The 23,788-nt window shown below is 45.3% G+C and carries 22 protein-coding genes; 7 read left to right on the forward strand and 15 right to left on the reverse strand.

The genetic code is table 11. The features are described 5' to 3' along the window. Nucleotides 1-19 precede the first annotated feature (19 nt). Nucleotides 20-964, reverse strand: a complete 945-nt coding sequence (locus ACXAFJ_RS16940) for a LysR family transcriptional regulator (protein WP_475325038.1) — start codon at nt 962-964, stop codon at nt 20-22. A gap of 93 nt (nt 965-1,057) precedes the next feature. Between ACXAFJ_RS16940 and ACXAFJ_RS16945 the strand changes: the two genes are divergently transcribed. Together ACXAFJ_RS16945 and ACXAFJ_RS16950 are read left to right on the forward strand one after the other, a co-directional pair. Then, on the forward strand, nt 1,058-2,419 hold the full coding sequence (locus tag ACXAFJ_RS16945; RefSeq protein ID WP_475325039.1) for an MATE family efflux transporter: 1,362 nt from the start codon (nt 1,058-1,060) through the stop codon (nt 2,417-2,419). 232 nt (nt 2,420-2,651) lie between these two features. Further along, on the forward strand, nt 2,652-2,846 hold the full coding sequence (locus ACXAFJ_RS16950; RefSeq protein WP_475325041.1) for a hypothetical protein: 195 nt from the start codon (nt 2,652-2,654) through the stop codon (nt 2,844-2,846). Between the two features lie 73 nt (nt 2,847-2,919). Here the strand turns inward: ACXAFJ_RS16950 and ACXAFJ_RS16955 are convergent, their stop codons facing one another. Together ACXAFJ_RS16955 and ACXAFJ_RS16960 are read right to left on the reverse strand one after the other, a co-directional pair. After that, nucleotides 2,920-4,722 carry a sensor domain-containing diguanylate cyclase gene (locus ACXAFJ_RS16955; protein WP_475325042.1) on the reverse strand — a complete coding sequence of 601 codons (1,803 nt, stop codon included), beginning with the start codon at nt 4,720-4,722 and terminating at the stop codon, nt 2,920-2,922. Nucleotide 4,723: 1 nt separating this feature from the next. Beyond that, nucleotides 4,724-5,875 (reverse strand): ABC transporter substrate-binding protein, encoded by a 1,152-nt coding sequence (locus tag ACXAFJ_RS16960; protein ID WP_475325043.1) that lies wholly within the window; start codon nt 5,873-5,875, stop codon nt 4,724-4,726. A gap of 436 nt (nt 5,876-6,311) precedes the next feature. Between ACXAFJ_RS16960 and ACXAFJ_RS16965 the strand changes: the two genes are divergently transcribed. After that, complete coding sequence (locus tag ACXAFJ_RS16965) at nt 6,312-7,073, forward strand: hypothetical protein (protein ID WP_475325045.1); 762 nt, start codon at nt 6,312-6,314, stop codon at nt 7,071-7,073. Between the two features lie 66 nt (nt 7,074-7,139). Here ACXAFJ_RS16965 and ACXAFJ_RS16970 read toward each other — a convergent pair whose 3' ends face one another. Genes ACXAFJ_RS16970 through ACXAFJ_RS16980 form a run of 3 tightly spaced genes read right to left on the reverse strand, consistent with a single transcriptional unit; the run spans nt 7,140 to nt 10,505 of the window. Further along, a complete protein-coding gene (locus ACXAFJ_RS16970; RefSeq protein ID WP_475325046.1) occupies nt 7,140-8,372 on the reverse strand; it encodes an ABC transporter substrate-binding protein in 1,233 nt (410 codons plus the stop codon). Next, nucleotides 8,372-9,808 (reverse strand): ATP-binding protein, encoded by a 1,437-nt coding sequence (locus ACXAFJ_RS16975; protein WP_475325048.1) that lies wholly within the window; start codon nt 9,806-9,808, stop codon nt 8,372-8,374. The genes ACXAFJ_RS16970 and ACXAFJ_RS16975 overlap by 1 nt, the downstream gene beginning before the upstream one ends. After that, nucleotides 9,798-10,505 carry a response regulator transcription factor gene (locus ACXAFJ_RS16980; RefSeq protein ID WP_475325049.1) on the reverse strand — a complete coding sequence of 236 codons (708 nt, stop codon included), beginning with the start codon at nt 10,503-10,505 and terminating at the stop codon, nt 9,798-9,800. Before ACXAFJ_RS16980 ends, ACXAFJ_RS16975 begins: the two co-directional genes overlap by 11 nt. 386 nt (nt 10,506-10,891) lie before the next feature. On the opposite strand from ACXAFJ_RS16980, the gene ptsG reads away from it, so the two are divergent. Continuing rightward, entirely contained in the window at nt 10,892-12,334 is a 1,443-nt protein-coding gene (gene ptsG, locus ACXAFJ_RS16985) for a glucose-specific PTS transporter subunit IIBC (RefSeq protein ID WP_475325050.1), read from the forward strand. 155 nt (nt 12,335-12,489) lie between these two features. Here the strand turns inward: ptsG and ACXAFJ_RS16990 are convergent, their stop codons facing one another. Beyond that, on the reverse strand, nt 12,490-14,520 hold the full coding sequence (locus tag ACXAFJ_RS16990; RefSeq protein ID WP_475325052.1) for a methyl-accepting chemotaxis protein: 2,031 nt from the start codon (nt 14,518-14,520) through the stop codon (nt 12,490-12,492). Between the two features lie 183 nt (nt 14,521-14,703). Between ACXAFJ_RS16990 and ACXAFJ_RS16995 the strand changes: the two genes are divergently transcribed. Next, nucleotides 14,704-15,402, forward strand: coding sequence for a hypothetical protein (locus ACXAFJ_RS16995; RefSeq protein ID WP_475325053.1), 699 nt, complete (start codon nt 14,704-14,706; stop codon nt 15,400-15,402). 71 nt (nt 15,403-15,473) lie between these two features. Here ACXAFJ_RS16995 and ACXAFJ_RS17000 read toward each other — a convergent pair whose 3' ends face one another. The 3 genes from ACXAFJ_RS17000 to ACXAFJ_RS17010 are packed head-to-tail and all read right to left on the reverse strand — an operon-like array spanning nt 15,474 to nt 17,449. Next, the gene (locus ACXAFJ_RS17000) at nt 15,474-15,854 is read right to left on the reverse strand and encodes a VOC family protein (protein ID WP_475325054.1); all 381 of its coding nucleotides are present in this window, start codon (nt 15,852-15,854) and stop codon (nt 15,474-15,476) included. Nucleotides 15,855-15,865: 11 nt separating this feature from the next. Next, nucleotides 15,866-16,240 carry a VOC family protein gene (locus tag ACXAFJ_RS17005; protein ID WP_475325056.1) on the reverse strand — a complete coding sequence of 125 codons (375 nt, stop codon included), beginning with the start codon at nt 16,238-16,240 and terminating at the stop codon, nt 15,866-15,868. 9 nt (nt 16,241-16,249) lie between these two features. Continuing rightward, a complete protein-coding gene (locus ACXAFJ_RS17010; RefSeq protein WP_475325057.1) occupies nt 16,250-17,449 on the reverse strand; it encodes an MFS transporter in 1,200 nt (399 codons plus the stop codon). A 116-nt stretch (nt 17,450-17,565) separates the two neighbouring features. On the opposite strand from ACXAFJ_RS17010, the gene soxR reads away from it, so the two are divergent. Further along, entirely contained in the window at nt 17,566-18,033 is a 468-nt protein-coding gene (soxR, locus tag ACXAFJ_RS17015; protein ID WP_475325058.1) for a redox-sensitive transcriptional activator SoxR, read from the forward strand. 32 nt (nt 18,034-18,065) lie between these two features. Here soxR and ACXAFJ_RS17020 read toward each other — a convergent pair whose 3' ends face one another. From ACXAFJ_RS17020 to ACXAFJ_RS17035, 4 genes are all read right to left on the reverse strand, one after another. Continuing rightward, nucleotides 18,066-18,920: a tetratricopeptide repeat protein gene (locus tag ACXAFJ_RS17020; protein ID WP_475325060.1), complete on the reverse strand. Its 855-nt coding sequence runs from the start codon at nt 18,918-18,920 to the stop codon at nt 18,066-18,068. Nucleotides 18,921-19,015: 95 nt separating this feature from the next. Next, a complete protein-coding gene (locus tag ACXAFJ_RS17025) occupies nt 19,016-19,738 on the reverse strand; it encodes an SDR family NAD(P)-dependent oxidoreductase (protein WP_475325061.1) in 723 nt (240 codons plus the stop codon). Further along, nucleotides 19,738-21,303: a cryptochrome/photolyase family protein gene (locus tag ACXAFJ_RS17030; RefSeq protein WP_475325782.1), complete on the reverse strand. Its 1,566-nt coding sequence runs from the start codon at nt 21,301-21,303 to the stop codon at nt 19,738-19,740. The genes ACXAFJ_RS17025 and ACXAFJ_RS17030 overlap by 1 nt, the downstream gene beginning before the upstream one ends. 147 nt (nt 21,304-21,450) lie before the next feature. After that, on the reverse strand, nt 21,451-22,326 hold the full coding sequence (locus ACXAFJ_RS17035; protein WP_475325063.1) for an AEC family transporter: 876 nt from the start codon (nt 22,324-22,326) through the stop codon (nt 21,451-21,453). Between the two features lie 228 nt (nt 22,327-22,554). Between ACXAFJ_RS17035 and ACXAFJ_RS17040 the strand changes: the two genes are divergently transcribed. Beyond that, on the forward strand, nt 22,555-23,163 hold the full coding sequence (locus ACXAFJ_RS17040; RefSeq protein WP_475325064.1) for a YitT family protein: 609 nt from the start codon (nt 22,555-22,557) through the stop codon (nt 23,161-23,163). 84 nt (nt 23,164-23,247) lie between these two features. On the opposite strand, the gene ACXAFJ_RS17045 is transcribed toward ACXAFJ_RS17040, so the two are convergent. After that, entirely contained in the window at nt 23,248-23,715 is a 468-nt protein-coding gene (locus ACXAFJ_RS17045) for an HAD family hydrolase (protein ID WP_475325066.1), read from the reverse strand. Between the last annotated feature and the right edge of the window lie 73 nt (nt 23,716-23,788).

Below are 23,788 nucleotides of genomic sequence, written 5' to 3' on the forward strand. Positions count from 1 at the left end.
TCGTATTCAACAAGCCTCGTCAAATCTGTTGCCAGTTATGAGTCTCGGCGAGTTTCCTTAGCTGCTGTTTTTCGTTATTGGTTTCTTGCTTGAGCCACTGGATGAAATCTTCAGTAGCAGGAGAGGGATTACGGCAATGAACGTAATAGTGCCAAGCACTATGTTGGATTCGGTTTCCTTGTGGACATTGCAAGAAACCGCGTTCCAATTCGGGTAATACCAATAGAAGGTCGGTTACGGTAACGCCTTGCCCACTTAGACAAGCACTCATTGCTAGGTCAAGCGTAAAGAAGGTGGTATTGCGCGTTTCGATGCCTTTTGCTTCCGCGACATCTTTAAGCCATGTCTTCCAATCAAAGTGATCAAGTGTGGCATGTAATCTCGGAAGTTTTAGCATGTCTTGCAAACTCAGTTTCGCACTGGCTAGGCTGTCCGCGTATACCGGAGCCATGTACTCCTCACGCAAAAATGTCATGCCGGGCTCGCCGAGATAATCGTTTTTCTTTAGCGTTGAGAAAATCAGCACATCGTAATCTTGTGTGGCCAGCGCATCTTTTTCATCAATGGTTGGGACGATGACGATTTCATGGTCTTGATAACGTTCGTGGAGTTCATGCACTTTGGGAATCAAAGAGCGCGTGGCGTAAGAAAGCGATGCTTTTATAACGATTCGATTACTGTCTGTTTGCTTCCAGTTGGCGATCACACCATCAAGGTGTTTGTAATTGACTTGCAACGCTTCATACAACTCTTTGCCTTTTTCAGTCAATACGATCGAGCGATGCAATCGTTCTACCAGCGTATGCCCCAGTTCTTCCTCTAACTGCTTAACTTGTCGGCTCACGGCACTCTGCGTCACATGCAGCTCGTCGGCAGCATGAGTGAAGCTCATCGAACGTGCAACTGCTTCAAAGACTTTGAGCGAGTGGTGTGAATGAGGTAGGTGTGAGTAGGGTGATTTCATCGCATGAGTTTAATGAATGTAAACGCTGCATTAATGTTAATTGAATAAATAGCTTCTAGCCAATATTTTATCGGGCCTTGGAGAGGAAGTTATATGAAAAAAATAATACAACTAGCATTCCCATTAGTTATCTCCCAATTAATCGGGATGGCTTTGGTGATGAGTGACGTCTGGATGATGTCCCAGTTGAGCTTCGATGCGCTCGCTGGCGGTGGTTTGGGTGCTACCGTGTACATGTTTTTTTCTATTCTTGCAGGCAGTACGGTTGGCTGTGTGGGCAACTTAGTAGCGATCGCTTATGGTGAGCGCATTAAGAACCACGAGCTCGGTGAGCGCAACATCCGATATGCGCTAAAAGGCGGCATTATGCTCTCCGCCATTCTCACGGTACTGATCTTATTCATTTTCAATTGGGTGCCCGACCTCTTGCTGTTAGCAGGACAAGAGGTTTCAATGATTGAACTGGCTATGGTGTACCTTGAAACTGCGCAGTGGGCACTGTTACCCGCTATGTTAACGCTAGTCTTACGCGGCTTTACCAGCGCGTTTGGCTTGGTTCGCTCCGTGATGATCATGTCGATTGCCACGATTTTGCTCAACATCCCGGTGAGTTGGCTGATGGCATTTACGCTTGATATGGGATTGGCTGGGCTGGGTTACGGTACATCCATTGCATCGTTAATCGTTGTCGTCATTTACGCAGTATGGGTATTCCGTCGTCCTGAACTGCGCATTTTTGCCCCGTGGAAAAAACTGAATGAGTACACACTAAAACAACTTTGGCCAGTGTTATCTATGGGCCTGCCAATCGCGTTGGTTGTCATTTTGGAATACGGTTTGATTTACGGCGGAACGCTCATGGCAGGTGCAATCAGTGTTTCTGCATTGGCATTACACCAGGTTATTTTACGTGCGTTATCGTTCACCTGGAGCATCAATTTTGGCGTATCTCAAGCTGTGGCGATCTTAGTGGGCCGTGAATTTGGCGCCGGTAATATTACTGAAATCAAAAGGGTGGCTTGGCGTGGCTTTGTGTTAGTCAGTGCAATCAGCACCTTCTTTGGTGCGTTACTGGTTGTTTGGCCTGAGTCGGTATCTGTCCTGTTTTCTATTGATGAAGCAGAAGCCTTGGCACTGCTAGCTAGTGTCCTGTGGATTGTGGCTTTGAGCTTTATTGTAGATGGCTGGCAATTATTGGGGTTGAACCTACTGCGTGGCGTAAAAGAGGTAAAAGTACCCTCAATGCTGACTGGACTGGGTTACTGGGGCTTTGGCATTCCGGCAGCGTGGTACGGAATGAAAGTAGCCGGTTTACAAGGAATTTGGGCCGGAATAGCGGTCGGACTGGCGGTAACTGGTGTCTTACTGGTCATTCAGCTTGTGATCTCAATTCACAAACTCGAGAAAGGGCAAGGCCGTAGCGGCAGAACGACCCTTGCATCTTCAGCGTTTTAGAGACTAATTCAGAGAATCACTGTGACAACCATGTGATTATTTGTGACTCTTTTTTGACAGCTCCTATTGCTGAACTAGCTTTAACAAAGTGAGTTAAACACTCACGGCAGGGAGGCAAAGGATGTAATGGCCGAGTAATGCAATGATTGGTGCGAGACCTAAAGCCGCGCAACCAATTATTACATTTCGGCTAATGCCTCATCAGGTATTCACCATCTCCAAGGAGAGTCTGATGGCAACGTTTAAGCAAGATATTCCTCATCGTGTCACGGTTTATCATGACGACATGGATCAAGAGAAGCAATTGAAAGAGGCAATGAAGCCTGAAAAACCCAGATACTTTAATGGTTCACCAACCTACAAAGCCGATAGCGTCGACGAGTTTCGCGACAAGCTCAGCGGTCTCGGTATGATGCTCGACAAATAACTCTGACTTACCGTTGATCACATCAGCGCTTAGGGAAAACCCAAGCGCTGTTTTTTATTCTGAGGAGTAGAACTTAGTCTGTTGGATCTTCAACCGAAACTCGATTGCGGCCTGATTCTTTGGAGCGATAAAGTGCCCTGTCTGCGGCTTTCATGACCGCATGGAAATCACTCGATTGCCATTCCGACAATCCAATACTGACCGTCAATGACGTGTCGGTAACATCTTTTATCGCATCGGCAAGGTGTCGTTCGCAACTGGCACGAATTTTCTCGGCAATTTCGATGGCAACTTGGAGATCGGTATCAGGGAAAATAATGGCGAATTCCTCTCCACCCAAGCGACCAAAAATGTCGCCTTCGCGAATGTGTTTTTCTACCAGTTCACAAAAGTGCTGTAACACGTTATCGCCACTAGCATGCCCAAACAAATCATTTACCGCCTTGAACATATCCAAGTCCATCATGCAGACAACACTGGATACCTTGCGGTTCTTAATTCGGTTACTTCGTTCCATAAAGGCCCTACGATTGAGCGCTCCCGTCAGTGGGTCTCGCCGTGCCAAATCAATCAAGATCTGCTCTTTGGAGCGAATTGAGCTCGCCATATTACTGAAGGCCTGCCATAACTCACCGATTTCATCGTTTCTGTCCAATTGGGTGATTTTTGGGTAACGTCCTCGGCCCAAGGCTTTGACTCGATTGCTCAGCTCTTCAATTGGAGTTGCGATGTACTTAGCCAAAAAGTAGGTCAGTGCAATGTATATGACCAAAGAAGCAAGCGTGTAGATAGCAATTTGATTTAGTACACCAAGGTAGCGAGCATTGAGATGCTGGTCAGGAATGAAAGCAAACATACTGGTTTGTAATTGGGCTGCGAGATCAACCGGCCCCGATTGCTGTTTGATAAGGTGCTTGTCGAGATAAAGCTCTAAATCATCGTTGATCAGAATTCCCCCAAGCTCTTTCCTGTGTTGGGGGGTGGGTGTTTTATTGAGACCAAATAGTTTAAGCGAGCTTTCTTTAATGTAACTGGTTGTGGTGAGTACCTTTCGATCAAAATTGCGAATCAGGCCAATATCAACTTGTTCAATACCACCTTGTTTTAAGTTGGACTTAATGCGAAATAGCTGGTCTTCAAAAAGGGTACGGTCAATGACGGCAACGTAGTAGCCACGCAAGTTACCGGCGCAATCGGTGTAAGGTCGAGATAAGAAGTACGTCTCTTGGTTGTAGATAAGACCCAGCCTATCCACAATGTTTTTTTCAGCCAGTGATGCAACCGCATTCGGTAGAGCGTTCCGCTCTTGGTGCATAATGAGGAGGCGTTTTAGATCTCGCACGGCAAATGAGTTGATCTCCCCGCGCTGCTCTCGGTCGGTTATTTCCTTATTTATTTCCGCAATTTTTACCGTGTTTTGATAGCGGTTAGCCTTCCACTCGTAATAAGCCTCACCCAAATGACGCAACAAAGTCTCGTCAAGAATCTTCACGCGTTTGAGATCTTTGCGAAGGATATAGCGGTTGCTATCGTTCGCGGATAACGTCGACAGTAGAACCCTGCCATTCGCATTGGTGTATAACAGCGCAGAAAAACCAGAGGTTGAATTGAGAAGCTCAGTCATCAACTCACTGAGCTTTTGTGGACGAGTGGAGCACTGGCTCATTCCGCGACTGAGGCGGTCGAACTCAGTCAAACGCTGCTCGATAGCGTAGCTCATCTCTTTGGTGCCCAAAGCAATAGCCAATTGTGAGGACTGAGTGACATGCTCAAGTTGAAGATTAACCTTGGCGCGGTAATACGCATAACCAAATACCAGCATCAAAAGCGCCAGTGGTAACATGATTAAAAAAATGCGGTAACCGAGTTTGTGCATATCAATTACGTTGGTCGTGAGGTGAGATAATCCCTAAGTTTTCAACCACAGGGAGTTGCCCACTCAAGTATTGTGCTAGCGACATGGGTAAATCCACGTGGTGATCTGCTCGCACCGTTACTTGATTTTCGCCTTGATAAAGTGCGATTCCTTCGACTTTTTCAATGAATTTTTCTTTGTCTAGCGCACCCGTTTGTTGCAACCCGATTTTAATTGCCGAAACGATGTCGTAGTGGGTTTTACTTGGGTTGGTCGGTATTTGCTCCTCTCCGTGTAATTCTTTATAACGATGTGAAAAGTCTGATGAACTCACGTCCGCTAGGCTATCGAAGTAATGAAGGGCGCTGTAGATACCTTCCAATGCCATTGGCGAGACGTTGGGAAGATAGGTTTCATCGGCAGCGAAGGCAACAACTTCAATCTTTTTGGAAAACGGAAATTTTTCCATCTGCTCCATAAAACGAAAACCATCTTCACCAGGAAGCGCCAGCATAAGTACTTCAGAACCTTTGGCTTCGATACTTTTAAAGAGGCGTTGATAATCTTCGGTACCGAAAGGTGTGAACTCAATCTGGTCGACACGACCTCCAATGCGATTAATTTTGGCGACCATGTGCTCGGAAATTCGATGCGGCCAAATGTAGTCATAGCCGTAGAAATAGTAACCATCGAGTTTTTTGGCCTTCATATGATCGATAACAGGATCTACGTAGTGAGCAGGCGTGACGCTGAAGCAAAATAGATAGCGGTTGTAATGACCACCCTCATAATCAATGCCATAGAACATCGGCGTCTTAAATCGTTCAGCCACTTCTAGCATGGCGTAGCGCGAGGCGCTGCTCACCGGCCCGACTAATGCAAAAACATCATCCATTTGCACCAATTCACGGCTTAATTGTACTGTTTTGGCTGGGTCAGTGTGGTTATCACGGACCACTAGCTCAATCTGTCGGTCTAGTACCCCGCCATTTTTATTAATCTCATCGACGGCTAATTCAGCGCCCATAAGTGCCTGTTTGCCATATACCGCAAAGACTCCAGTCAAAGGCAAAACCACACCTATTTTTATGGGTGGTTTGGGTTCGCTGCAGGCTGCAAGTAAGACAGAGAGCAAAGCCATAAAAAGTGAAGCGGGACGAAATAAATACCGCATGTTTAACATCAAAACTTTAGTTATAGATTTATTAATAAAAGGCCAGGTTCAGGGATTAGTAAAGTCAATTGTTGAATACTTTTGTATTTACTTGGCAATAAGTTACAAATTGACAAAAATCTGAGCTTTTTAATTAGAAATCTTCGTTTTGCGTTCAACCTTTGTTCGAAAAGGGAAGTGATTTACTAGTTTTTATTTCGGTCAAGGAAACCGTGATTCAAAACTGAGAATTACTCTCAGAAGCCCGGTTTCTAGTTCTTTTTTGCGACCTCATTGGCTGAACACACACTTTGATTTGCCTCGCAACACGTCGTAGGGGAAACTGAAAAAACTAGTTTATTGATTGAAGTAACAATATCGGTAGGACTCAAAGGATAGAGTCTCGACTTAGATATTGGCGAGACGCTAATCCAGCGTTCGTGTTAAGGAGTACCCAATGTCTGTGATTGAACATCTTCAGACACTTTCCGTTTCAGAGCCTGATCAGCCCCTTTCTCATGAGCGGCTTTTGGATTTCGCCATTGCCAATAATATTGCGTGGTGCCACAAAGTCGCTGAGGTTCATGGTGTTGAACAAGGTGAAGATGAATACATGTGGCAAGCCATGGGGCCTATGCCCAAGTATTTCCCCCAGCTTGTTACCACGGTGGCAAAGCAAACAAAAACTTCGGTCAAATCGGGCTTGTCGCGTCTCCCCGAGTTTGTTAAAGACTCCTTGGATTGCTTGTCTCTGTCGTTATCTCGAGCAGGGTATCAGCGCATGTTTACCAGCTACTGGTATGGGAAAAGTGACAGTTTCGACAAGCTCAACGTGTATCGCGATACCTTAGGTGAACGGGTCGAGTTGGTTGTTGTTGACAGTCAAAAAGCGTTATCGAAATGGGGTGAGCGTTGGTCGCAAAACGATAATGTTCAACTCATCTACCCTGCGAATATTTTACAATCTGACAATGTTCGGTTTATTTATGTCGACAGCGATTCGTATTCCGCAGGAGTGACAGTGTTTAATGATGGTAAGAGTACCGGGATATACAACTTGTTTGGTGATCCTGGACTCTATCCTCTATTGCTAGATAAAGCACTGTGGCTGTTCAATCGCCAGCCTATTGTGGGCTATGGCGACGAGACAGAACTGAACCTGTTAAAAGAGTTTGGATTTGGCGAATTAGGCCCATTGTCTGTTTGGATGAGCCCTTAGCTTAGTATCCAAATATTTAAATGACATGGCCCAGCATCGAAAAATCTCTCGACGCTGGGTTTTGTGTTAATTGGACTCCGTAATGGAAATCATGCGTTTGATCACCTCATTTTCGGTGACGTCAAGATTGTGATAGTAGCGATAGATTTCCGAGATTATGGCTTGTTGCGCGACCGGGTTGACCGCCATTGAGTCTGTCATCGTTGGGACCGCGAGGTCGTTTTCGATGGCATAAATAAAGTCTTGATGGCTGATCTGTTGGCACTGACTGAAGTCGGCAAGGTCAATGTCAGCTCTCACTGGTATCGAGCCCTTAGCGCGATTAAAGTCCACTTGAAACTCTTCTTGAGCTAAAACTGACGCCAATTGATTCGCATCACCCTCACCAAAACCTTTACTGGCCATGAATATGAAGCTGTCCATATTGTATAAGAAGCTTCGATGAGATTGCGGGGCTGGGTAACAGCCAATGTCTTGAGGAATGGATAAGCCACTCGCCAACAAATCTCCCAATACCCAGTCACCACCAATTTGGAACAAAGCTTGGTTTTCGATGAGCGCTTCGGTCGCCGTGTTCCATTTAGTATCTTTCAGCGGGCTATCGATTAGCTCACTTAACCGACGAAATTGCTTAAATACGTGCCTCATCTGCGCCGAATCTAAGTTGTTTTTGTTCAGTTCCACCAAGGTGGTTTGATAAAATTCGACGCCACCGGCTGCAATGACCAGACTCTCAAATAGCTGAGAGATCTGCCAAGGTTCATCACCGATCGCCAATGGATTGATTCCCGCGGCGTGGGCTTTTTCCATCGCTTTAAACATGTCAGGCCATGTTTTAGGAACGTCGATTTGCAATGCTTTGAGTAACTGGTGGTTGACATACAACCAGTTTAAACGGTGCAGTGTCAGCGGCAGGGCTACGTACCCATTTCCGGTTGAGTTGATGTCTTTAGATAATGGGTATAGGTGTTCATCCCATTGGCTTTGCTTCGCAGTTGCATTAAGGGGGTGAACAATACCTATTGCGTCCCAAGCTTTGATACTAGGGCCTTCAATTTGCGCAAAGTTAGGCGTGTTTCCAGCTAGAGCTCTAGCTTGCAGAACGGTGGTTGCGGAAATGCCTCCACCGCCTTCAACTGCGGATAAGTTTAAGTGATATTGATTTTTGGCTAAGTGCTCTTTTAGCACTTTGAGAGCAGCGTATTCGCCATTGGATGTCCACCAATGAAGAAACTCTACTTCTTTCGCTTGGGCTTGCCCAACGGACAGCAGTCCGGCAAGTAAAATAGCGGCTTTCATTATGAGTCTCTCGGCAATGTAAGTTGAACGCACAGGCCAGCAGTTTCCGTTAGGCTCAGGGTTAGCGACCCACCATGAGTCTGCGCAATGCTTTTTGAGATGGTGAGTCCTAAACCGGTCCCTTCTTTTTTGGTATTGTTGGCGCGATAGTAGGGTTCGCAGAGTCGTTCTAATATTTCAGGGGTCAATCCGGTTCCGTTATCTGTGACGGTGAGATTAAATTCGGTTTCAGTTTGATTAAGGGAGACATAAGCGTGGCCTCCGTACTTAACTGCATTACTGATAAGGTTTTGCAAACAACGTTTTATGGCCAAAGGCTTGCCGATAAACGGTGAATTAAATTGTCCGTTGGTGGTGACGACCATCTCTTCGCCTGACATGGCTAACGCTATGTGCTCGACGGTACGATGTAAGTCAATGGGTTCAATTTCTTCGTGAATATCCGTTTCTTTGATGCATTGAAGTGCGCCTTTCACCATCAAATCTAGATCGTTGGCAAGGCGAGTGAAGCGATCACGCTCCACATCATCATCAAGCATATCGGCGCGCAATTTTAAGCAGGCGATTGGGGTCTTTAAATCGTGTGAAATAGCGCCAAACAGCATGTCCCGATCTTGGATATAGCTGTCAATGCGACGGTTCATTTTGTTAAAAGCGCGAACCGCGGCTCTCAGCTCAGCACTGCCTTCTTCAGGAACCGAAGGCACATCCATGCGCAGTGACATCATTGTGGCTGCTTTCGCCAAACGGCGAATAGGGCGAATTTCTCGTTTTACTACGTACCAAGTACACACCATCAACAAAATGGCAGAAAGCATCAAGGTAAACCATTCGCGCACTTCGAAATAACTAGTTTCCAAGTTGACATAGGGAGCAGGCAGAACAGCGGCCAGATAAAACCACTCCTCCGGCGCGACTTCGACTTGAATCACCAGAATCGGCGGGTTTAAATCGCCATAAGAAAGGCTGTAATGTGCCCACAACAATGGCAGTTCATCGATTGGCAACTCGTTATTGAATACTCGCAAGTCATCGCGCTGGGTAAACTCCACTTTGATAGTCGGATTGCCGGGCAGTTCCTTTTTCAGAACCCTTTGCACTTCAGTGATGACCAGATCTTTGCGCGCACTTTGCGGCAAGGCTTGTACCGGGATTTCATGGTTGTTGAGAGAAACAAAAAATCGCGTGCCACCCATGTTACGCAGTTGGTCTAATACTAGGTGTCGGTATTCACTGGGTAAGGTTTGGAAAAATGCGACGGTGGATGACGCACTTCGAGACAGGCTGGCTACTGTGTTGATCAAGCCAGTTTTGTCTCGCTCACTCGTGTGTTGGTACCAAATGGCAGCCGCCAGCAACTGAGCCGCCATGATGACGGTGAGCAGGAATGCGCTAGCTCGGCTGGCAAGGGAGTTCATCCCAAGCCTAAGCTTCATAGGTAACCTCAGATGTAAGCATGTAACCTTTGTTACGCACCGTTAGAATTAATGAGCGGTCTTTGTCTTCTAGATGATGACGCAGTCGACTGATCTGAACATCGATACCGCGCTCAAAAGGATCAGCATCCCTTCCCCAAATTTGTTGTGCTATCTCATCACGTGTCAACACCGCTTCCGCTTTGCCAACAAACAAGCCAAGTAGCGATAAATCGGCACCGCTCAACTGTTTAGTCACATTGGTAGGAATATGAATAAGCTGGCGTTTTACTGTATCAAGACGCCAGTCTGAGAAACGTATATGCTTCGCTGCTTTTCCTTGATTCAACGGTTGGCTGCGGCGCAAGATGGTTTTGATACGCGCGAGTAACTCTCTTGGGCTAAAGGATTTGGTGATGTAATCATCGGCGCCCATTTCAAGTCCGGCGACTCGGTCCGCTTCTTCGGTAACGGCGGTGAGCATAATGATAGGCACTTCTGAATCACGGCGCAGTTTTTGACAGAGGGTGAAACCGTCGTCACCGGGCATCATGATATCTAGGATAATTAAGTCAGGTTTATGCTGTTTGAGCTGCTTCCACATCTCTTCGCCATTTTCAGCGCCGACAACGTCAAACCCGGCTTTACCCAAATAGTCTGTTAGTGCTTCGCGCAACTCCAAGTTGTCATCTACAACAAGAATTTGTTTGCGTTCCATCCTTCACCTCTTACACACGTCAAATTTGTAACCATTCAAAATGGGTATCGCTGCTTTTTCTGGCGTCTATCGCGCTATCGGAGTCAAAGCTCACGGTCTTTTATTCAGCAACTTGATGGAAATAGTGTCCTATATAGCACTAGCTTTACTCAATCTTCTTAGCTCTAAAGTGGTATCTACAAAGAATTTTTTTTGTAAGTCCATACTTACAAAAATGTATCTAAATGTAACCTTGGAATTCAAAATGTAACTTAATCTGAATGGGAAAATTTCATTTACCCCATAGAGGTTATGGATAAATAACGGTTTTGATTCGATTTACAAGGTTCAAAAGGCCGTGAAAGTCCAATATGTCGCCTCTTCAAAAGCACCGATAGGAGGGCCTTATGTTAGGTAATGCTTTTGGTCAGTTACAAAAAATAGGACGGTCATTGATGATGCCGGTAGCGGTATTGCCTGTGGCGGGTCTAATGTTGGGTCTTGGCAATGCAGGATTCTCAATCATTCCTGATGCGCTCAACCAGATTATGCTTGCAGCCGGTGATGGTGTGTTTGGAAACATGCAGTTGATGTTTGCCGTGGGTGTTGCCCTTGGATTGTCGAAGGGTAACGATGGTGCGGCAGCATTGGCAGGTCTTGTCGGTTTGATCATTATGAACGCTGCACTTGGCATTGTTACAGGAGTACGCGGGTTGGAGACTGATGCGACGATCTTAGGTGTCGATACGCTTCAAACCGGTGTGTTTGGCGGTATTATCATGGGCTCCGTAGCGGCAGCACTCTACAACCGTTTCTACAATATCCGCTTGCCAGAATACTTAGGTTTCTTTGCAGGTAAGCGCTTTGTACCTATCGTAACGGGTTTGTCCGCTATCCTTGTGGGTACATTTTTGGCTTTTGCTTGGCCACCAGTAGGTGCACTTCTAGATACTTTCTCTGACTGGGCTGCTTACCAAAACCCAACCTTGGCTTGGGCGATTTACGGTGCCGGAGAACGCGCGCTTCTACCAGTTGGTTTGCACCATATTTGGAATGCTCCTTTCTTCTTTGAAGTGGGTAGTTATATCGACCCGGAAACTGGTAAAGAGTTTACTGGTGAGCTGACTCGCTTCTTTAAAGGCGATAAAACAGCAGGTTACCTTTCTGGTGGCTTTATGTATTCCATGTGGGCATTACCAGCGGCTGCTCTTGCAATTTACCACTGCGCCAAGCCAGAGCACAAAAAACTAGTGGGCGGTATCATGGCTTCCGCCGCGTTTACTTCGTGGCTAACTGGTATTACTGAGCCAATTGAGTTCACCTTCTTGTTCGTTGCACCGATTCTGTTTGTGATTCATATTTTCCTAACCGGTATTGCATTTGCTATCACTTCTGTTTTGGAGATTAAACACAGTACAGACTTTGCACACGGCGGTATTCAGTTCTTCTTATACTTACCTATGTCGCAAAAGGCTTGGTTGTTCTTAGTGATCGGTCCAATCTGGGCAGCGCTTTACTATGTCATCTTTAGGACGCTGATTGTTAAGCTAAATCTCAAAACTCCTGGACGTGAAGATGCTGTTGAAGCGGCCGTCGAAAATGTCGCTCCGGGTGAAATTGCGGTTGACGTCATTAAAGCTCTAGGTGGCAAAGCGAACATCAAAGTGGTCGATGCCTGTATTACCCGCCTCCGCGTGTCGGTTAAGAACATCGAACACGTTGACAAGGAACGTCTTAAAGCATTGGGTGCGAGAGATGTTGTTGTTATTGGAGACAGTTTACAAGCCATATTTGGTACCCTTTCGGACAATCTAAAAACCGAGATTCACGGGGTACTGGCGGCTCAATAATCTTACCTCCCTATTGAACCATCTAAGGTTGAGTGTGTTTTAGACTCTCCATGCTCAGCTGGGATCTAGTCAATCTCAGGAAGGTTCACTTCGGTAAGAATGCCAGCTCTCACGGGCTGGCCTTTTTACATTGTAGCTATAGTAATTCAGAGGCTTTATCTCTTAATTGTAAATCGCGATACGACTTGGTTGAGCGAGTCCGATAGGGTTTTCATCTCGGTACATTTGGCTTGCACATCATGTGAGGTACTGGCGTTGCTCTTCGCCAATTCATAGACTTCAGTCATGTCGATTGTCATTGAAGAGGCCACACTAGACTGTTCTTCTGCTGCTGTGGCGATTGACTCAATCATTTGATTTAACTGGTTAAATCCATCAAGAATATGGTCGAATGATTCAGAAGCATCTTTGGCTTGCTGCACACATTGGTTGGCGCTGTCGGTCCCTTGCCTTATTTTTGCCATAACCGCTTCCGTATCCGTTTGGATCGCCGAAATGGTATCGGTAACCTGCAACGTCGCCTTGCTAGTGCTGCTTGCCAACTTGCGCACTTCATCTGCTACCACGGCAAATCCTCGTCCAGCTTCGCCCGCGCGCGCCGCTTCAATTGCCGCGTTGAGTGCCAGTAGATTAGTTTGGTCAGCGATAGTGTTAATAACACCGATGACATCACCAATTTCAGAGCTTCGTTTTCCTAGTCGCTCGACATCATCACTGGTTTCTTGCACTACTTTGCTCAAAGACTCGATGTCTGACATGGTCGACAGCACCAACTCACCACCTTGCTCTGCTTCGGTTTTGGATTTATTAGCCCAGTCAAACGCATTGGCGCTCTTTTCGGCAACGTCGGCGGCGGTTTGTGACATTTCTTCGATTGAAGCAGTCAGCGTCATGGCTTTGTTTTCTTGTAAGCTGCTGTTGGATGCCGAATCTTGACTAGAGACGTGAATGCTTTCCGATGCATTTTGGACTTGCGATGACGAATCACTGACCTGCAGAATGATACTCGCTAGTGATTGGTTCATACTGTTAATAGCGGTAGAGAGTTCGCCAATTTGGTCCATAGTATTCACTTGGATTGGCTCTGCTGACAAATCACCATCTTTAATTTTGTTGGCCACCACCAACGCCTTTTGAATACGATTGAGTCTACTGTTGACCAGCCTTACAACGACAACTGCAATGACTAGGCTGAGGATGGCGATTAACACTGTTGAGATCAGTAACGTTTTATTGATTTCACTCAGTTCTTGATAGGTGCTTTCGGTATTGACTATCGCCGCTTCAGATTCGTGTTGCGAAGCGGCATTTAAGATGTCGTCAATTGCTTCATAGGTGTTTTCATTAAGTGTGACAGCGAGTTCAAAGGCCTGCTGCTTAGCAACTGGGTCGAACTTAGTGAAGATTACGCTTGCGTCTTTGACGGTCGATTCAAACAGCGCCTTTATTTCGGAGTAGATTTGTTTGTCTTGCACTGTAGTGATGTCAGCTTGCATGGTTTCAAAATCAAGCTGGAACAATTCGGTTTGCGCGCTAAATTCGTTTTTGCTGGACGCATCAACATACCCATTCGTGTAGCCACTAATAATTTGGCCAATGTTAGTAATCGAAGTCGATAACCCAGATATAGAATCCAGCATAAAAAGATCTAGGGAGTTCGCTCTGGTGTCGTTACTTTGAGCAATGCGATTGATGGCTGCCTTGCGCAGCAAGTCTAATTTTGTGTTTATTTGCGTAACGTAACTGTTTTGCACTGTCCATGCTAACTTACGTACCTCTTTTTCAATTTCTGGTGAATAGGTAGCAAAGATTTGGTTTTCAATGCCATCCGCGAACTCGGCTCCCAACGCGATCAACTCTTCGATCGAAAAATCGATTTTTCCACCATTAATTTTATGGTCTTCTAGACGTTGTAAATATTTGTTGAAGGCGGAATGGTTGGACTTAAAATGCTCGACTTCAGAGATATCGCCGCTGAGATATTCGAACATATCGGCTTTCATATCGCTAATTTCATCCAACATTTCAAAGTAAAGAATCACACCTGGAACGTGAACGGTCCTAATTTGCTGAGCATTATCGGTTACTCGCTGATTGGCGTTTAAAACTAAGGTTGTGACACCAATGGTTGTGGCGACAACTAGGGCAAAACCGGCATAGACGAGTTGAGAAATGGTTAACTTCATCCTGCTCTCCTTCACAAAATCCTATTAATGATAATAGACTCATTTAACGTGGCAGATAGCTTTTATGGTGATTAAAGGGTGTTTACGATTACCACCTGCTAGCCAAGTCTTTCAATTCACATCCATTTCACAATCAGAGCACTATCTTGCAGGGAAATTTAATTACTTGTTATAGGCTGCACTGTGCGTTTTCTTTCGTCTGCTCTCACTTTATTTGCTTTGGTTGTTTCTTCAGCTCAAGCTGATTCCACCACCCAATATCGAGTTTGGCTAGATAAAGCGGTCGAGCGTTTTACTTCGACACCGAATGACAGTTTTGCTTTTCATTTGTACAGTTTTGAAAATGAGGAAGGGAACGTTCGAGAAGAGAGCATGACTTTTGACCCGACTCGTTCCGAAGGGAAACAGTGGAAGTTGCAGCAAGTGTCAGGTGTGGCACCGACAATTAAACAATTACGTAAGTTCGATGAACGATTCAACCAAAATACAGAGCGCAAATCGATTCCGCTCAACTTAAAAACTTTAGTTAGTAGTCCAGATTTAAATGTTGTCGCAGAAACTGATAATTATGTGCAAATTTCGTTTCCTGTGAATCACGAGCTTTTGGGTAAAGACTCACTCGAAAAGCTAACTGGCGAACTGGTTTTTGATAAAAAAAACTACTTTATCTCGATTATCCGGATTCGCAACACCAGTCCTTTCTCTCCAATGATGTTGGCAGAGATTGATCAGTTCGTTTTGGAGCTCAAATTTGTTGAGTTTGATGAACATGTATTAGTCGATCACGCCAAAATGAACATGAAAGGCACTTACGCGTATTTTGTTGAAATCGAAGAAATATCGCATGATGTCTATTCACAATATCGATATACGGGCAAATAGCATTAAGTATTTGTGAAGGGTAAATAGTCGAGATGCAGGCGACTTAATTCCAACTGCCGCCTACATTAGGTTTAGTTGCTGATTTCAACCCGCCATGGTGGGTTGAGTCTATTTTCACCGGCAAAATAGAGTTTAACTTTGTTTCCTGCTGGGTCGAGAAGAATAGCTTCTCGCCAAAGCCAGGTTTGATCTTTTGGCCGCTCTAGAAATTCAAAGCCCCGGCTTTCTAGCTTTTCGACGTGCTGGTCTAGTTCATCATGTTCAAAGTAGATCACACTGGGGTTGTGGAACTCTTCCTCTGTAAGATAGAGCGAAAATGTACTGTCGCCTTCGGGACAAATAAATCTGGCATAGTGGGGACTTTGTACGATCTGAACAAACCCGAGCCGTCGATAGAAATTGGCGCTCACCTCAACATCTCTTGCTGGAATCGTTATTTGATTGAGTCTCATCGCAGTCTCCCTTAGTGCTTTTTCGGCTGTTTTAATTCAATACGATTTCCATCGGGATCGTAGGCGATAACCAGATCCGCCCAATCGTATTGGTAAAAGACACCACCAATGTTTTTTCTGAGCAGCTTTCGCAGAGCGCGCTTTGCACAGCGCACATCAAATCGCAAAACAATAGGGTTTTTGGATACATCTTTGCCAACTTGATGACTTAACCCGCCGGTTTCTATCATCAAATAGCTTGCACCAAAATCGAGAACACTCATTCGGAAATCATCTTCAACTTTCTCTGGCTCTGTAATGGTTAGCCCCAACACGTTGTGATAAAAATCGACGCACTCGTGGTAGTTTTCTGTTTTTAAAACAATTCCAGTCTTTACAAAATACATATTCTTCTCTTAGGCGGTTTGTAGGGAAGTAAACTGTTTTTTCAACATTGAGCCAATGACGGTGGTGACCACAAAGGAAACCAGCAATACCCCACCGGCAATGTAGAATCCCAGTTGGGTTTGATTGGTTGACGTTAGATGCGCAATGATTAAGTAACCCACGGATTGAATAGCCGTCATTAGCATGGCTAAACCACCGTCTGCTCGGCCTCTAACTCGACTATCGACGTGGTTATGCATCAAAGTAATCCGCGTGATCCGGGCCATAGATTTGAATGAAGCGAAGATGGAGGCAAACACAATCAAGACCCAAGGTTCGAAGCCGGCCCCCATCATTAAGATGGCAAATCCCATAACGAGTAACGAGTTTCGAATTACATTGACGTGCTCAAACTTGTCTAAGACACGTGTAATGAAGAAACCGATGATCAGTGCACCAAGACCCATTGCTGTGTTGTAGGTCGCGTACCATTGGCCGCTGTAACCTTGCTCTGCGAACCAAATAGGGACCAGTTGGCCGACAAACGTGAGCACTGGATAGGCTAGTTGTGAGAACACAATAAAGGTAAATAGTAGCTTTTGGTTCTTGAAAACGTCCTTACTTTCAATGATCTGTTTGACGATAGATACTCGTGCGGTTTCGCGCAGCTTACGACGATAAGGCGTGACCCCATACGCCAAGACGGAGAGGGCTGAAGCAATGGCGGCAAACAGTGCAAATTCGGTCATCCCCCACAGGTCCAATAGCATTACCCCGACTGCACCAGAGCCCAGTAACGTGACTTGACCAACGATCTCCTGATGCCCCGAAATTTTGTTGTAGTCCTCCACATCCCAGTTTTCTTGGGTAAAGGCATTATTGGTATGCCAAGCCATGTTGATCGAAACCCAGTAAATGACTTGCGAAGCACCAAGTAACCAGTGGTTACCGATATCTAGCGCATAGGCCATTGCCACAATAATAGAGACTAAGGTTTGGATAACCATATTGACGACAAGTAGCTGTTTACGTGAATAGCGATCGATCCAGGCGGAAATAAAAGGAGTGAGGAAGAAGGTTACCACCGTACATGTCAATGCCACCATGGCGACAAAAGGACCGCGACCCGGTTCAGACAGAATGAACCAAGGTAATGCCATCATGAATAAGCCTGACGAAATACCATCAAAGAATCGGCCACTAAGATAGGAAATATTATTGTTTTTCATTGGATGTTTCCCGTGCGTTTGTTGTTATAGTTTGCTACCTTAAAACCTCAACATTAGTTTAGGTAAAGAGAAACTTTGCAGAAAAGTTCAAAAAATTAAACGGATTAGGTGAAGCAATGGAATTGACGGTTGGACAAGTAGCAAAACGGGCGGGTGTAGCGGTATCCGCATTACATTTTTATGAGCGCAAAGGACTGATAACCAGTTGGCGCAATCAAGGCAATCAACGTCGCTACGATAGAGCGGTACTGCGCAGAATCGCGGTCATCAAAGCAGCACAGAATGTGGGGCTATCGCTAGAGGATATTTCAGAAGCTTTGCAAGAGCTTCCCAAACATCATGCGCCAAATAAGAAAGAGTGGGCAAAAATGGCAGAGCACTGGCAACAGTCATTAAAAGATCGCATTGCCCGTCTACAGCAACTTCAAGAGAACTTGTCGAGTTGCGTCGGCTGTGGGTGCCTATCGATGGACGCATGCCTGTTGTACAACCCGGATGATGTTTATGGTCAGGTTAAAGGCGATGACAATATCCTTAACCAGCCGGGGAAAACCATTACAGAAGTGTTGAACGAAGCGCCTTAAAGCGCTCCGATTATCATGAAAATACCTAACTTTTAAGGTTTTGGTTGAGCATCCGCGTCCTCCGGTATCCAAGCATCAAAGATGCTATTGCCGTGCAAAGACTCAAATTCGGTTTCGTGGGGGAAACGCTCTTTGATTGACGGGCTGAAAGCTATAGCACGCTCAAGATCTTCGATAGCTTGCTCTTCAGCCCCCAGCTGAGCGTATGCGCAGGCGCGTTGATACAATGCTGGTGCATTGGTGTCATCAACTTCTAATACTCGATTACAAATACTCAGTGCCCAGTGGTACTCATCCATATCAATTGCCGCATCAGCTTTGTAGGTGAGGGCTTCTAAGTCGCCTGGACGAATTCGCAAGATATCATCGTAGACTTTGATCTTTTCCACTGGTGTCGGCAAGTTCTGCGCACGTAGCCATAGATTGTGGATTTCATTGATTTTTTCGATCTCTTTATTGTTTTCAGCAATGACTCTTGTTTTGCGTTTTAGATCGCGTTCGAGGGCGGTAAATTTGTTCTCGTAGTCTGAGGCGATTTTGTTGAGGCGCTTTTCTGCCATTTCTTTGGTGTTGTGTTTGAACTCGCGCAGAGATTGCCAACCGATAAAGGCGATCAACGATGCGACTCCTGCAATGATGTAGAAGAAGTATGTCACGGTAACATTGGCATAGTTAAGTGACTTGTCCGCAACATCTAGCTCGCGGTCAGTGATTTGAATAACCAATCGGCGCTCCAAATCCTGTTGGTCTTGGCGCAGAGCTTTTAACTCATCCAAGATATAACGTTCAACCAGTGGTCGATCCAAAATTGGGCTTTCTGAATACGTTTCATCCTCAGCGACGACGTGAAATGAGAAAAGCGTTAGTAGGATGACAAGAAATCGCATAGATACTCCAGATAAAGCACATAATATGCGTAGCTTAGCAGCTAAAAGGTTTGGGATCTCGTCATCCTTCTTTTGATTAATGCATGTTTACTAAGCTACCACTCTATTGGTGTACCGTCATACGCTAAGAAACAACCCGAGTTCTCCGGTGCCAGCTGATGTATTCGCTCTAGCGTGTAGTCCGCGACTTTTTCTGGTGCAAAGAGTTTGTTCTCGGGGACATTTTTTTGAAAAGGTCGAGACAACTTAGTATTTGTGGTTCCGGGATGAAGCGCCATGACACTGGCTTTTGGTAGCACTCGCTTCCATTCAATACTCAGGGTTTGTATTGCCATGTTTAGCGCCGCTTTAGACATTCGATAGCTATACCAGCCACCAAGTCGATTATCACTAATGCTACCGACACGAGCTGAAAAACTGACAAACCTAGGTGATGGACTCTTTTTTAGCGCGTGTTGTGCGTGTTTAGCCAACATGAGGGTAGAGCCCGCGTTGACCGCGTAGTTTTCGATCATAAAGTCGATATTCACCGATTGTAGATTTTTTTCGGGTCCTTGCAACGGGCTATGAAGCATACCAATAGTATTTATCACCCAGTCTAGCGACTCTAGATTACCAAGGACTTCTTGAAGAAAATCTTCATTGAGCACGTCACCAACAAGCCAGGTAACCTGATTGTTGTCTTGGAAATCAATGGGTTGTTCAGCACGACTCACCACGTAAATGTGGGTTTGTGGGTAGTGCTGAAGAATGGCGTTGATAAGGGCTTGTGCGATACCGCCTCGACCACCGGCTATCAATACAGATTGAGGGCTCATCATAGCTCCTGTAAACGATTTAAATTGTGTTGAGCGGTTTGTAAAACTTGTTGCTGGACTTCGCTATCCATTTTGTCCCAGCTTCTGTAGATCATGCCGATTCTAGGATTACGAGAAAGCTGTTCTCTATGTTGTGTCATGAAGTGCCAGTACAAGCTGTTAAAAGGACAGGCTTTTTCACCCACTTTATCTTTGACCTTGTAGTGGCAAGCCTTGCAGTGATCACTCATGCGGTTGATATAGCTGCCACTGGCGGCATAAGGTTTGGTCGCGATGATTCCTCCATCGGCGAATAAGGCCATACCGCGAGTGTTCGGCATTTCTACCCATTCAATCGCATCTATGTAAACACTCAGATACCAATGGTCGACTTGGCTTGGGTCAATGCCAGTAAGCAAAGCAAAGTTACCCGTTACCATCAGTCGTTGGATGTGGTGGGCGTAAGCGGTTTGTCGCGTTTGTTCAATCGCTGATTTCATGCACGACATCTTGGTGTTGGCAGACCAATAGTATTCGGGCAAATCCCGGTCGGCCGCGAAGTGGTTTAAGTGTTGATAGTTGGGCATATTTGCCCAGTAAATACCCCGAATGTACTCTCGCCAGCCCAGTATTTGCCGAACAAAGCCTTCAATCTGGGCAATAGAAATGTGGTCAGGATGCGCTTCAAAATGCTCTATCGCGGTTTCTATAACCTCTTTTGGTGACAAGATTTTACAGTTAAGGGCAAAGGATAACCGGCTGTGGTACAGGCTCCAACTATGTTCAGAGTGTTCCGTCATCGCATCTTGAAACTCGCCAAATTTAGGTAGACAAAGCTGGCAGAAATGCGCGAGAAGATTGAGTGCTTGATGGCGGTTAACTGGCCAAAGCAGTTGTTCTCCAATTTCTCCAAAATTGGATATCTGATGTCGGCTAAGTCTATCGAGTATTGCCGCCGTTGGGTTTTGAAACAGCAACGGCGCTGGAATAGCAGCCAAGTCTTGGGCTTTAAATTTATTGCGATTTTGCGCATCAAAGTTCCATTTATCGGCCAATGGAGTTTGCGCATCTGCCATTAGGTAGCCAAACCGTTTACGCATCTTGCGATAGAAGTTCTCCATCAACACCTTTTTATTGGGTGTGAAGTGGCTAGCGATGTCGTCAAATGGTAGTAAAAAGTGTTCAGTTTCACTGAGCTTGACGTCGAGGTTTGATTGCTCTGCTATCTGTGTAAGCTGCTCTGCGAGCCGGTATTCGTCGGGTCGCTGGTACTCAAAGCATCGACAGGAGGTTTGGTTGAACAAATCACTAAGTAACACGTTCAAACTGGAATATTGAGCCGTATCGTCCAAATTCAAATACAAAACACAATGGCCAAGTGCTTGCAGTTGTTTGGCAAAGCTTTCCATCGCCGCAAAAAATGCCACGTGTTTTTGTATATGATGCCAAGCATAATCCGCTTCTTGTTTAAGCTCGACTAACACGACTAGAGCATCTGGGTCTGGGCTTTGCCACCACGAATGCTGTAGATTCAGCTGATCCCCAAGTACCAACTTTACCTTTTTGTAGTGACCTAAGGTTTTAATTTTCAACTAAACGATCCCAATAATCAGGTTTAATGGGCATCTGCAGATCGAAGTTTCTCAATCACAATTGCTAGACGCCATGAGCAAGACTAGTGGTTTCGTTTACGTGTTAATACTCTTCGATGATCACTGGTTGATGGTCTTCAACTAAAGGGCAAGAGCAATGGTTAGCAGTAAAGGTAGAGTTAACACACCAAAGAAATTGCCGAATAACACCATGGATGCCACCTTATTCGGTTCAATTTGATACCTTTCGGCAAATAGATAGTTCATGACCGCTGGTGGTAGCATGGAAAACAACACCATCATTTGCATCTGCATTTTTGGTAATGGAATGAAAAAGTAAATAATGCCAAAGGCTACGGCTCCGGTCAGAAGCGATTGAACTGTGCACCACAAGCCTATTTTAATGCCCGTCCACTTCAAAAACCGCATTTGTGAGCCCAAAGAAAGTAGCATCAATGGTACCGCAGCTTGACCTAATAGGTCGGTCGCGTGGTAGAGCGGTTGCCAAAGTTCGAATCCGGCTAAGTTAATGCCGATCCCGAGTGCTGCAGCAACAAAAACCGGCGATTGGAATACTTGCTTAAATGGATTTCCGTTACTCAACACCGCCAGTCCTATCGTAATGTGGATGCAGGCCGACATCACAAACAGCAATACCGCAGGTGCAATGGCAGATTCACCAAAGGTGTAGGTAAAAAGTGGTATAGCGAGGTTGCCGCTATTCCGAAACATATGCGGTGGAGCCCAAGCGCGGAAGTTGAGTGCAAACATTTTAGCAATTAATAGCATGATGACACCGGGAACTAATATCGCGACCAAAGAGGCGTGTATCAATGGCATTTCTGAGCCCGACAGCGGCATGGTGGCAAGAGAAGAAAACACCAACGCCGGGATCAAAGCCTCCATATTCACTTTGTTGATTGCAGTGAAATCCAACTTGAAAAATCGACTGATTAAGAAGCCAACGGTAACAGCAGCAAAAACGGGAAAAATAATACTAACAATCTGATTAATCATGATGCGGGTCCAACCTCTGTGGACAAATAGTTTGTTTTGTAAGCGAAAAGGCGAAAGACCAAGCGAGATGTAAACCCCATTAAACTATCACGTAAAAAAATGTAAACATGCGGTAACTAAGTAAATACAGTGATCTACTCGACATTTTCTCAATCTAAGTTCATCTTATGCCCGATTTCATTCGGCGCTGTTTGCTGAATTTGGTTTTACCTAGGGAATGTAGAACAAATGGATAAAGAACATAGCATTCAAGAGAATTTGCTGGCTCTGATCATGGGTAGTGCGCTTGTTTCACTTGGGGTGATTTTTTTCAACCAAGTGGGCTTATTGACCGGTGGTACAGCAGGCTTAGCACTATTTTTAACTAAGGTATCAGGCTTTAGTTTTGGTCAAATATTCTTCGCGTTAAACTTACCTTTCTACTGGTTGTCTTTCACTCGTATGGGCTGGCGATTTACCGTTAACACGTTTATTGCAGTGACTTTGGTCTCTTTCGCGGTTGACCACCTTCATCACGTGATTTCTATCGCTAACATCAACCCGATTTATGCCGCGATTTTGGGTGGTGGCATGATTGGTATCGGTATGCTGGTGATTTTCCGCCACAAAATGAGTCTTGGCGGATTCAATATCCTTGCTTTATTCCTGCAAGACCGCTTCGGTATCCGCGCGGGTAAAGTGCAAATGGGCTTGGACTGCATTATTGTTGTTTTGTCGTTCTTTATCGTAAGCATTGAAATCATTGCGCTTTCTGTATTAGGAGCGGTGATTCTCAACTTGATTTTGGCGATGAACCACAAGCCGGGTCGCTACCAAGCGCAACCAACCAACGCTTAAAATAACTAGAATCTTGTATAGCCAGTCAACTTAGACTGGCTTTTTTGTATCCATGTATCTTGAACGCACCTGGATATAAGCCTGTTATTGACATACATCAGTCAAGTTGTGAACCATACGGTATTGATGCAGATTGGGTAGTTGTTTGGGGTTAAACCAAATGGCTTCAAGGCCCGCTTCAAGAGCGGGTGCAATATCGTTCGCTGGCGTATCGCCAACCATAACGGCTTGGTTCGGATTGATTTCCAGTTTTGCTAGAACTCGGACAAAAAATTCTGCAGTTCCTTTGCCTAGCCCGATGTTTTGCTTGCAAAAATAGCCAGTTATGTAAGTGTCTAAACCAGCTCGATGAAACGCTTTTCGGATATCCGCTTCTGTTGATTCTTGTGCGTTGGTCGCAACATATATCGAATGCTTTTTGCTTAATTCTGCTAGTAGCTCTAATGCTCCATCCACCGCTGAGACAGCAGGCCAATCACACATCTTACCTTCGGCGTTGGGATCGTCCTTCATTAGAGTGTCTCCCCAATCAAACAAATATACTTTCTCCAATTTCGCTTCCTTTTGTTTTTGGTAGTTATGACGTTACTTGGCTATGCACTTGTGCGCAATACGATTTTGCGTT

Source organism: Vibrio sp. ABH4_348 (assembly GCF_056159765.1).

Coding starts and splice junctions, on each gene's coding strand:
- ACXAFJ_RS16980 (WP_475325049.1), bottom strand. CDS start 10,505: ATGGAACGCAAACAAATTCTTGTTGTAGATGACAACTTGGAGTTGCGC.
- ACXAFJ_RS17010 (WP_475325057.1), bottom strand. CDS start 17,449: ATGAAAAACAATAATATTTCCTATCTTAGTGGCCGATTCTTTGATGGT.
- ACXAFJ_RS16990 (WP_475325052.1), bottom strand. CDS start 14,520: ATGAAGTTAACCATTTCTCAACTCGTCTATGCCGGTTTTGCCCTAGTT.
- ACXAFJ_RS16940 (WP_475325038.1), bottom strand. CDS start 964: ATGAAATCACCCTACTCACACCTACCTCATTCACACCACTCGCTCAAA.
- soxR (WP_475325058.1), top strand. CDS start 17,566: ATGGAATTGACGGTTGGACAAGTAGCAAAACGGGCGGGTGTAGCGGTA.
- ACXAFJ_RS16955 (WP_475325042.1), bottom strand. CDS start 4,722: ATGCACAAACTCGGTTACCGCATTTTTTTAATCATGTTACCACTGGCG.
- ACXAFJ_RS16975 (WP_475325048.1), bottom strand. CDS start 9,808: ATGAAGCTTAGGCTTGGGATGAACTCCCTTGCCAGCCGAGCTAGCGCA.
- ACXAFJ_RS17040 (WP_475325064.1), top strand. CDS start 22,555: ATGGATAAAGAACATAGCATTCAAGAGAATTTGCTGGCTCTGATCATG.
- ACXAFJ_RS16960 (WP_475325043.1), bottom strand. CDS start 5,875: ATGCGGTATTTATTTCGTCCCGCTTCACTTTTTATGGCTTTGCTCTCT.
- ACXAFJ_RS17020 (WP_475325060.1), bottom strand. CDS start 18,920: ATGCGATTTCTTGTCATCCTACTAACGCTTTTCTCATTTCACGTCGTC.
- ptsG (WP_475325050.1), top strand. CDS start 10,892: ATGTTAGGTAATGCTTTTGGTCAGTTACAAAAAATAGGACGGTCATTG.
- ACXAFJ_RS17000 (WP_475325054.1), bottom strand. CDS start 15,854: ATGAGACTCAATCAAATAACGATTCCAGCAAGAGATGTTGAGGTGAGC.
- ACXAFJ_RS17025 (WP_475325061.1), bottom strand. CDS start 19,738: ATGAGCCCTCAATCTGTATTGATAGCCGGTGGTCGAGGCGGTATCGCA.
- ACXAFJ_RS16965 (WP_475325045.1), top strand. CDS start 6,312: ATGTCTGTGATTGAACATCTTCAGACACTTTCCGTTTCAGAGCCTGAT.
- ACXAFJ_RS16945 (WP_475325039.1), top strand. CDS start 1,058: ATGAAAAAAATAATACAACTAGCATTCCCATTAGTTATCTCCCAATTA.
- ACXAFJ_RS16950 (WP_475325041.1), top strand. CDS start 2,652: ATGGCAACGTTTAAGCAAGATATTCCTCATCGTGTCACGGTTTATCAT.
- ACXAFJ_RS17035 (WP_475325063.1), bottom strand. CDS start 22,326: ATGATTAATCAGATTGTTAGTATTATTTTTCCCGTTTTTGCTGCTGTT.
- ACXAFJ_RS17005 (WP_475325056.1), bottom strand. CDS start 16,240: ATGTATTTTGTAAAGACTGGAATTGTTTTAAAAACAGAAAACTACCAC.
- ACXAFJ_RS16970 (WP_475325046.1), bottom strand. CDS start 8,372: ATGAAAGCCGCTATTTTACTTGCCGGACTGCTGTCCGTTGGGCAAGCC.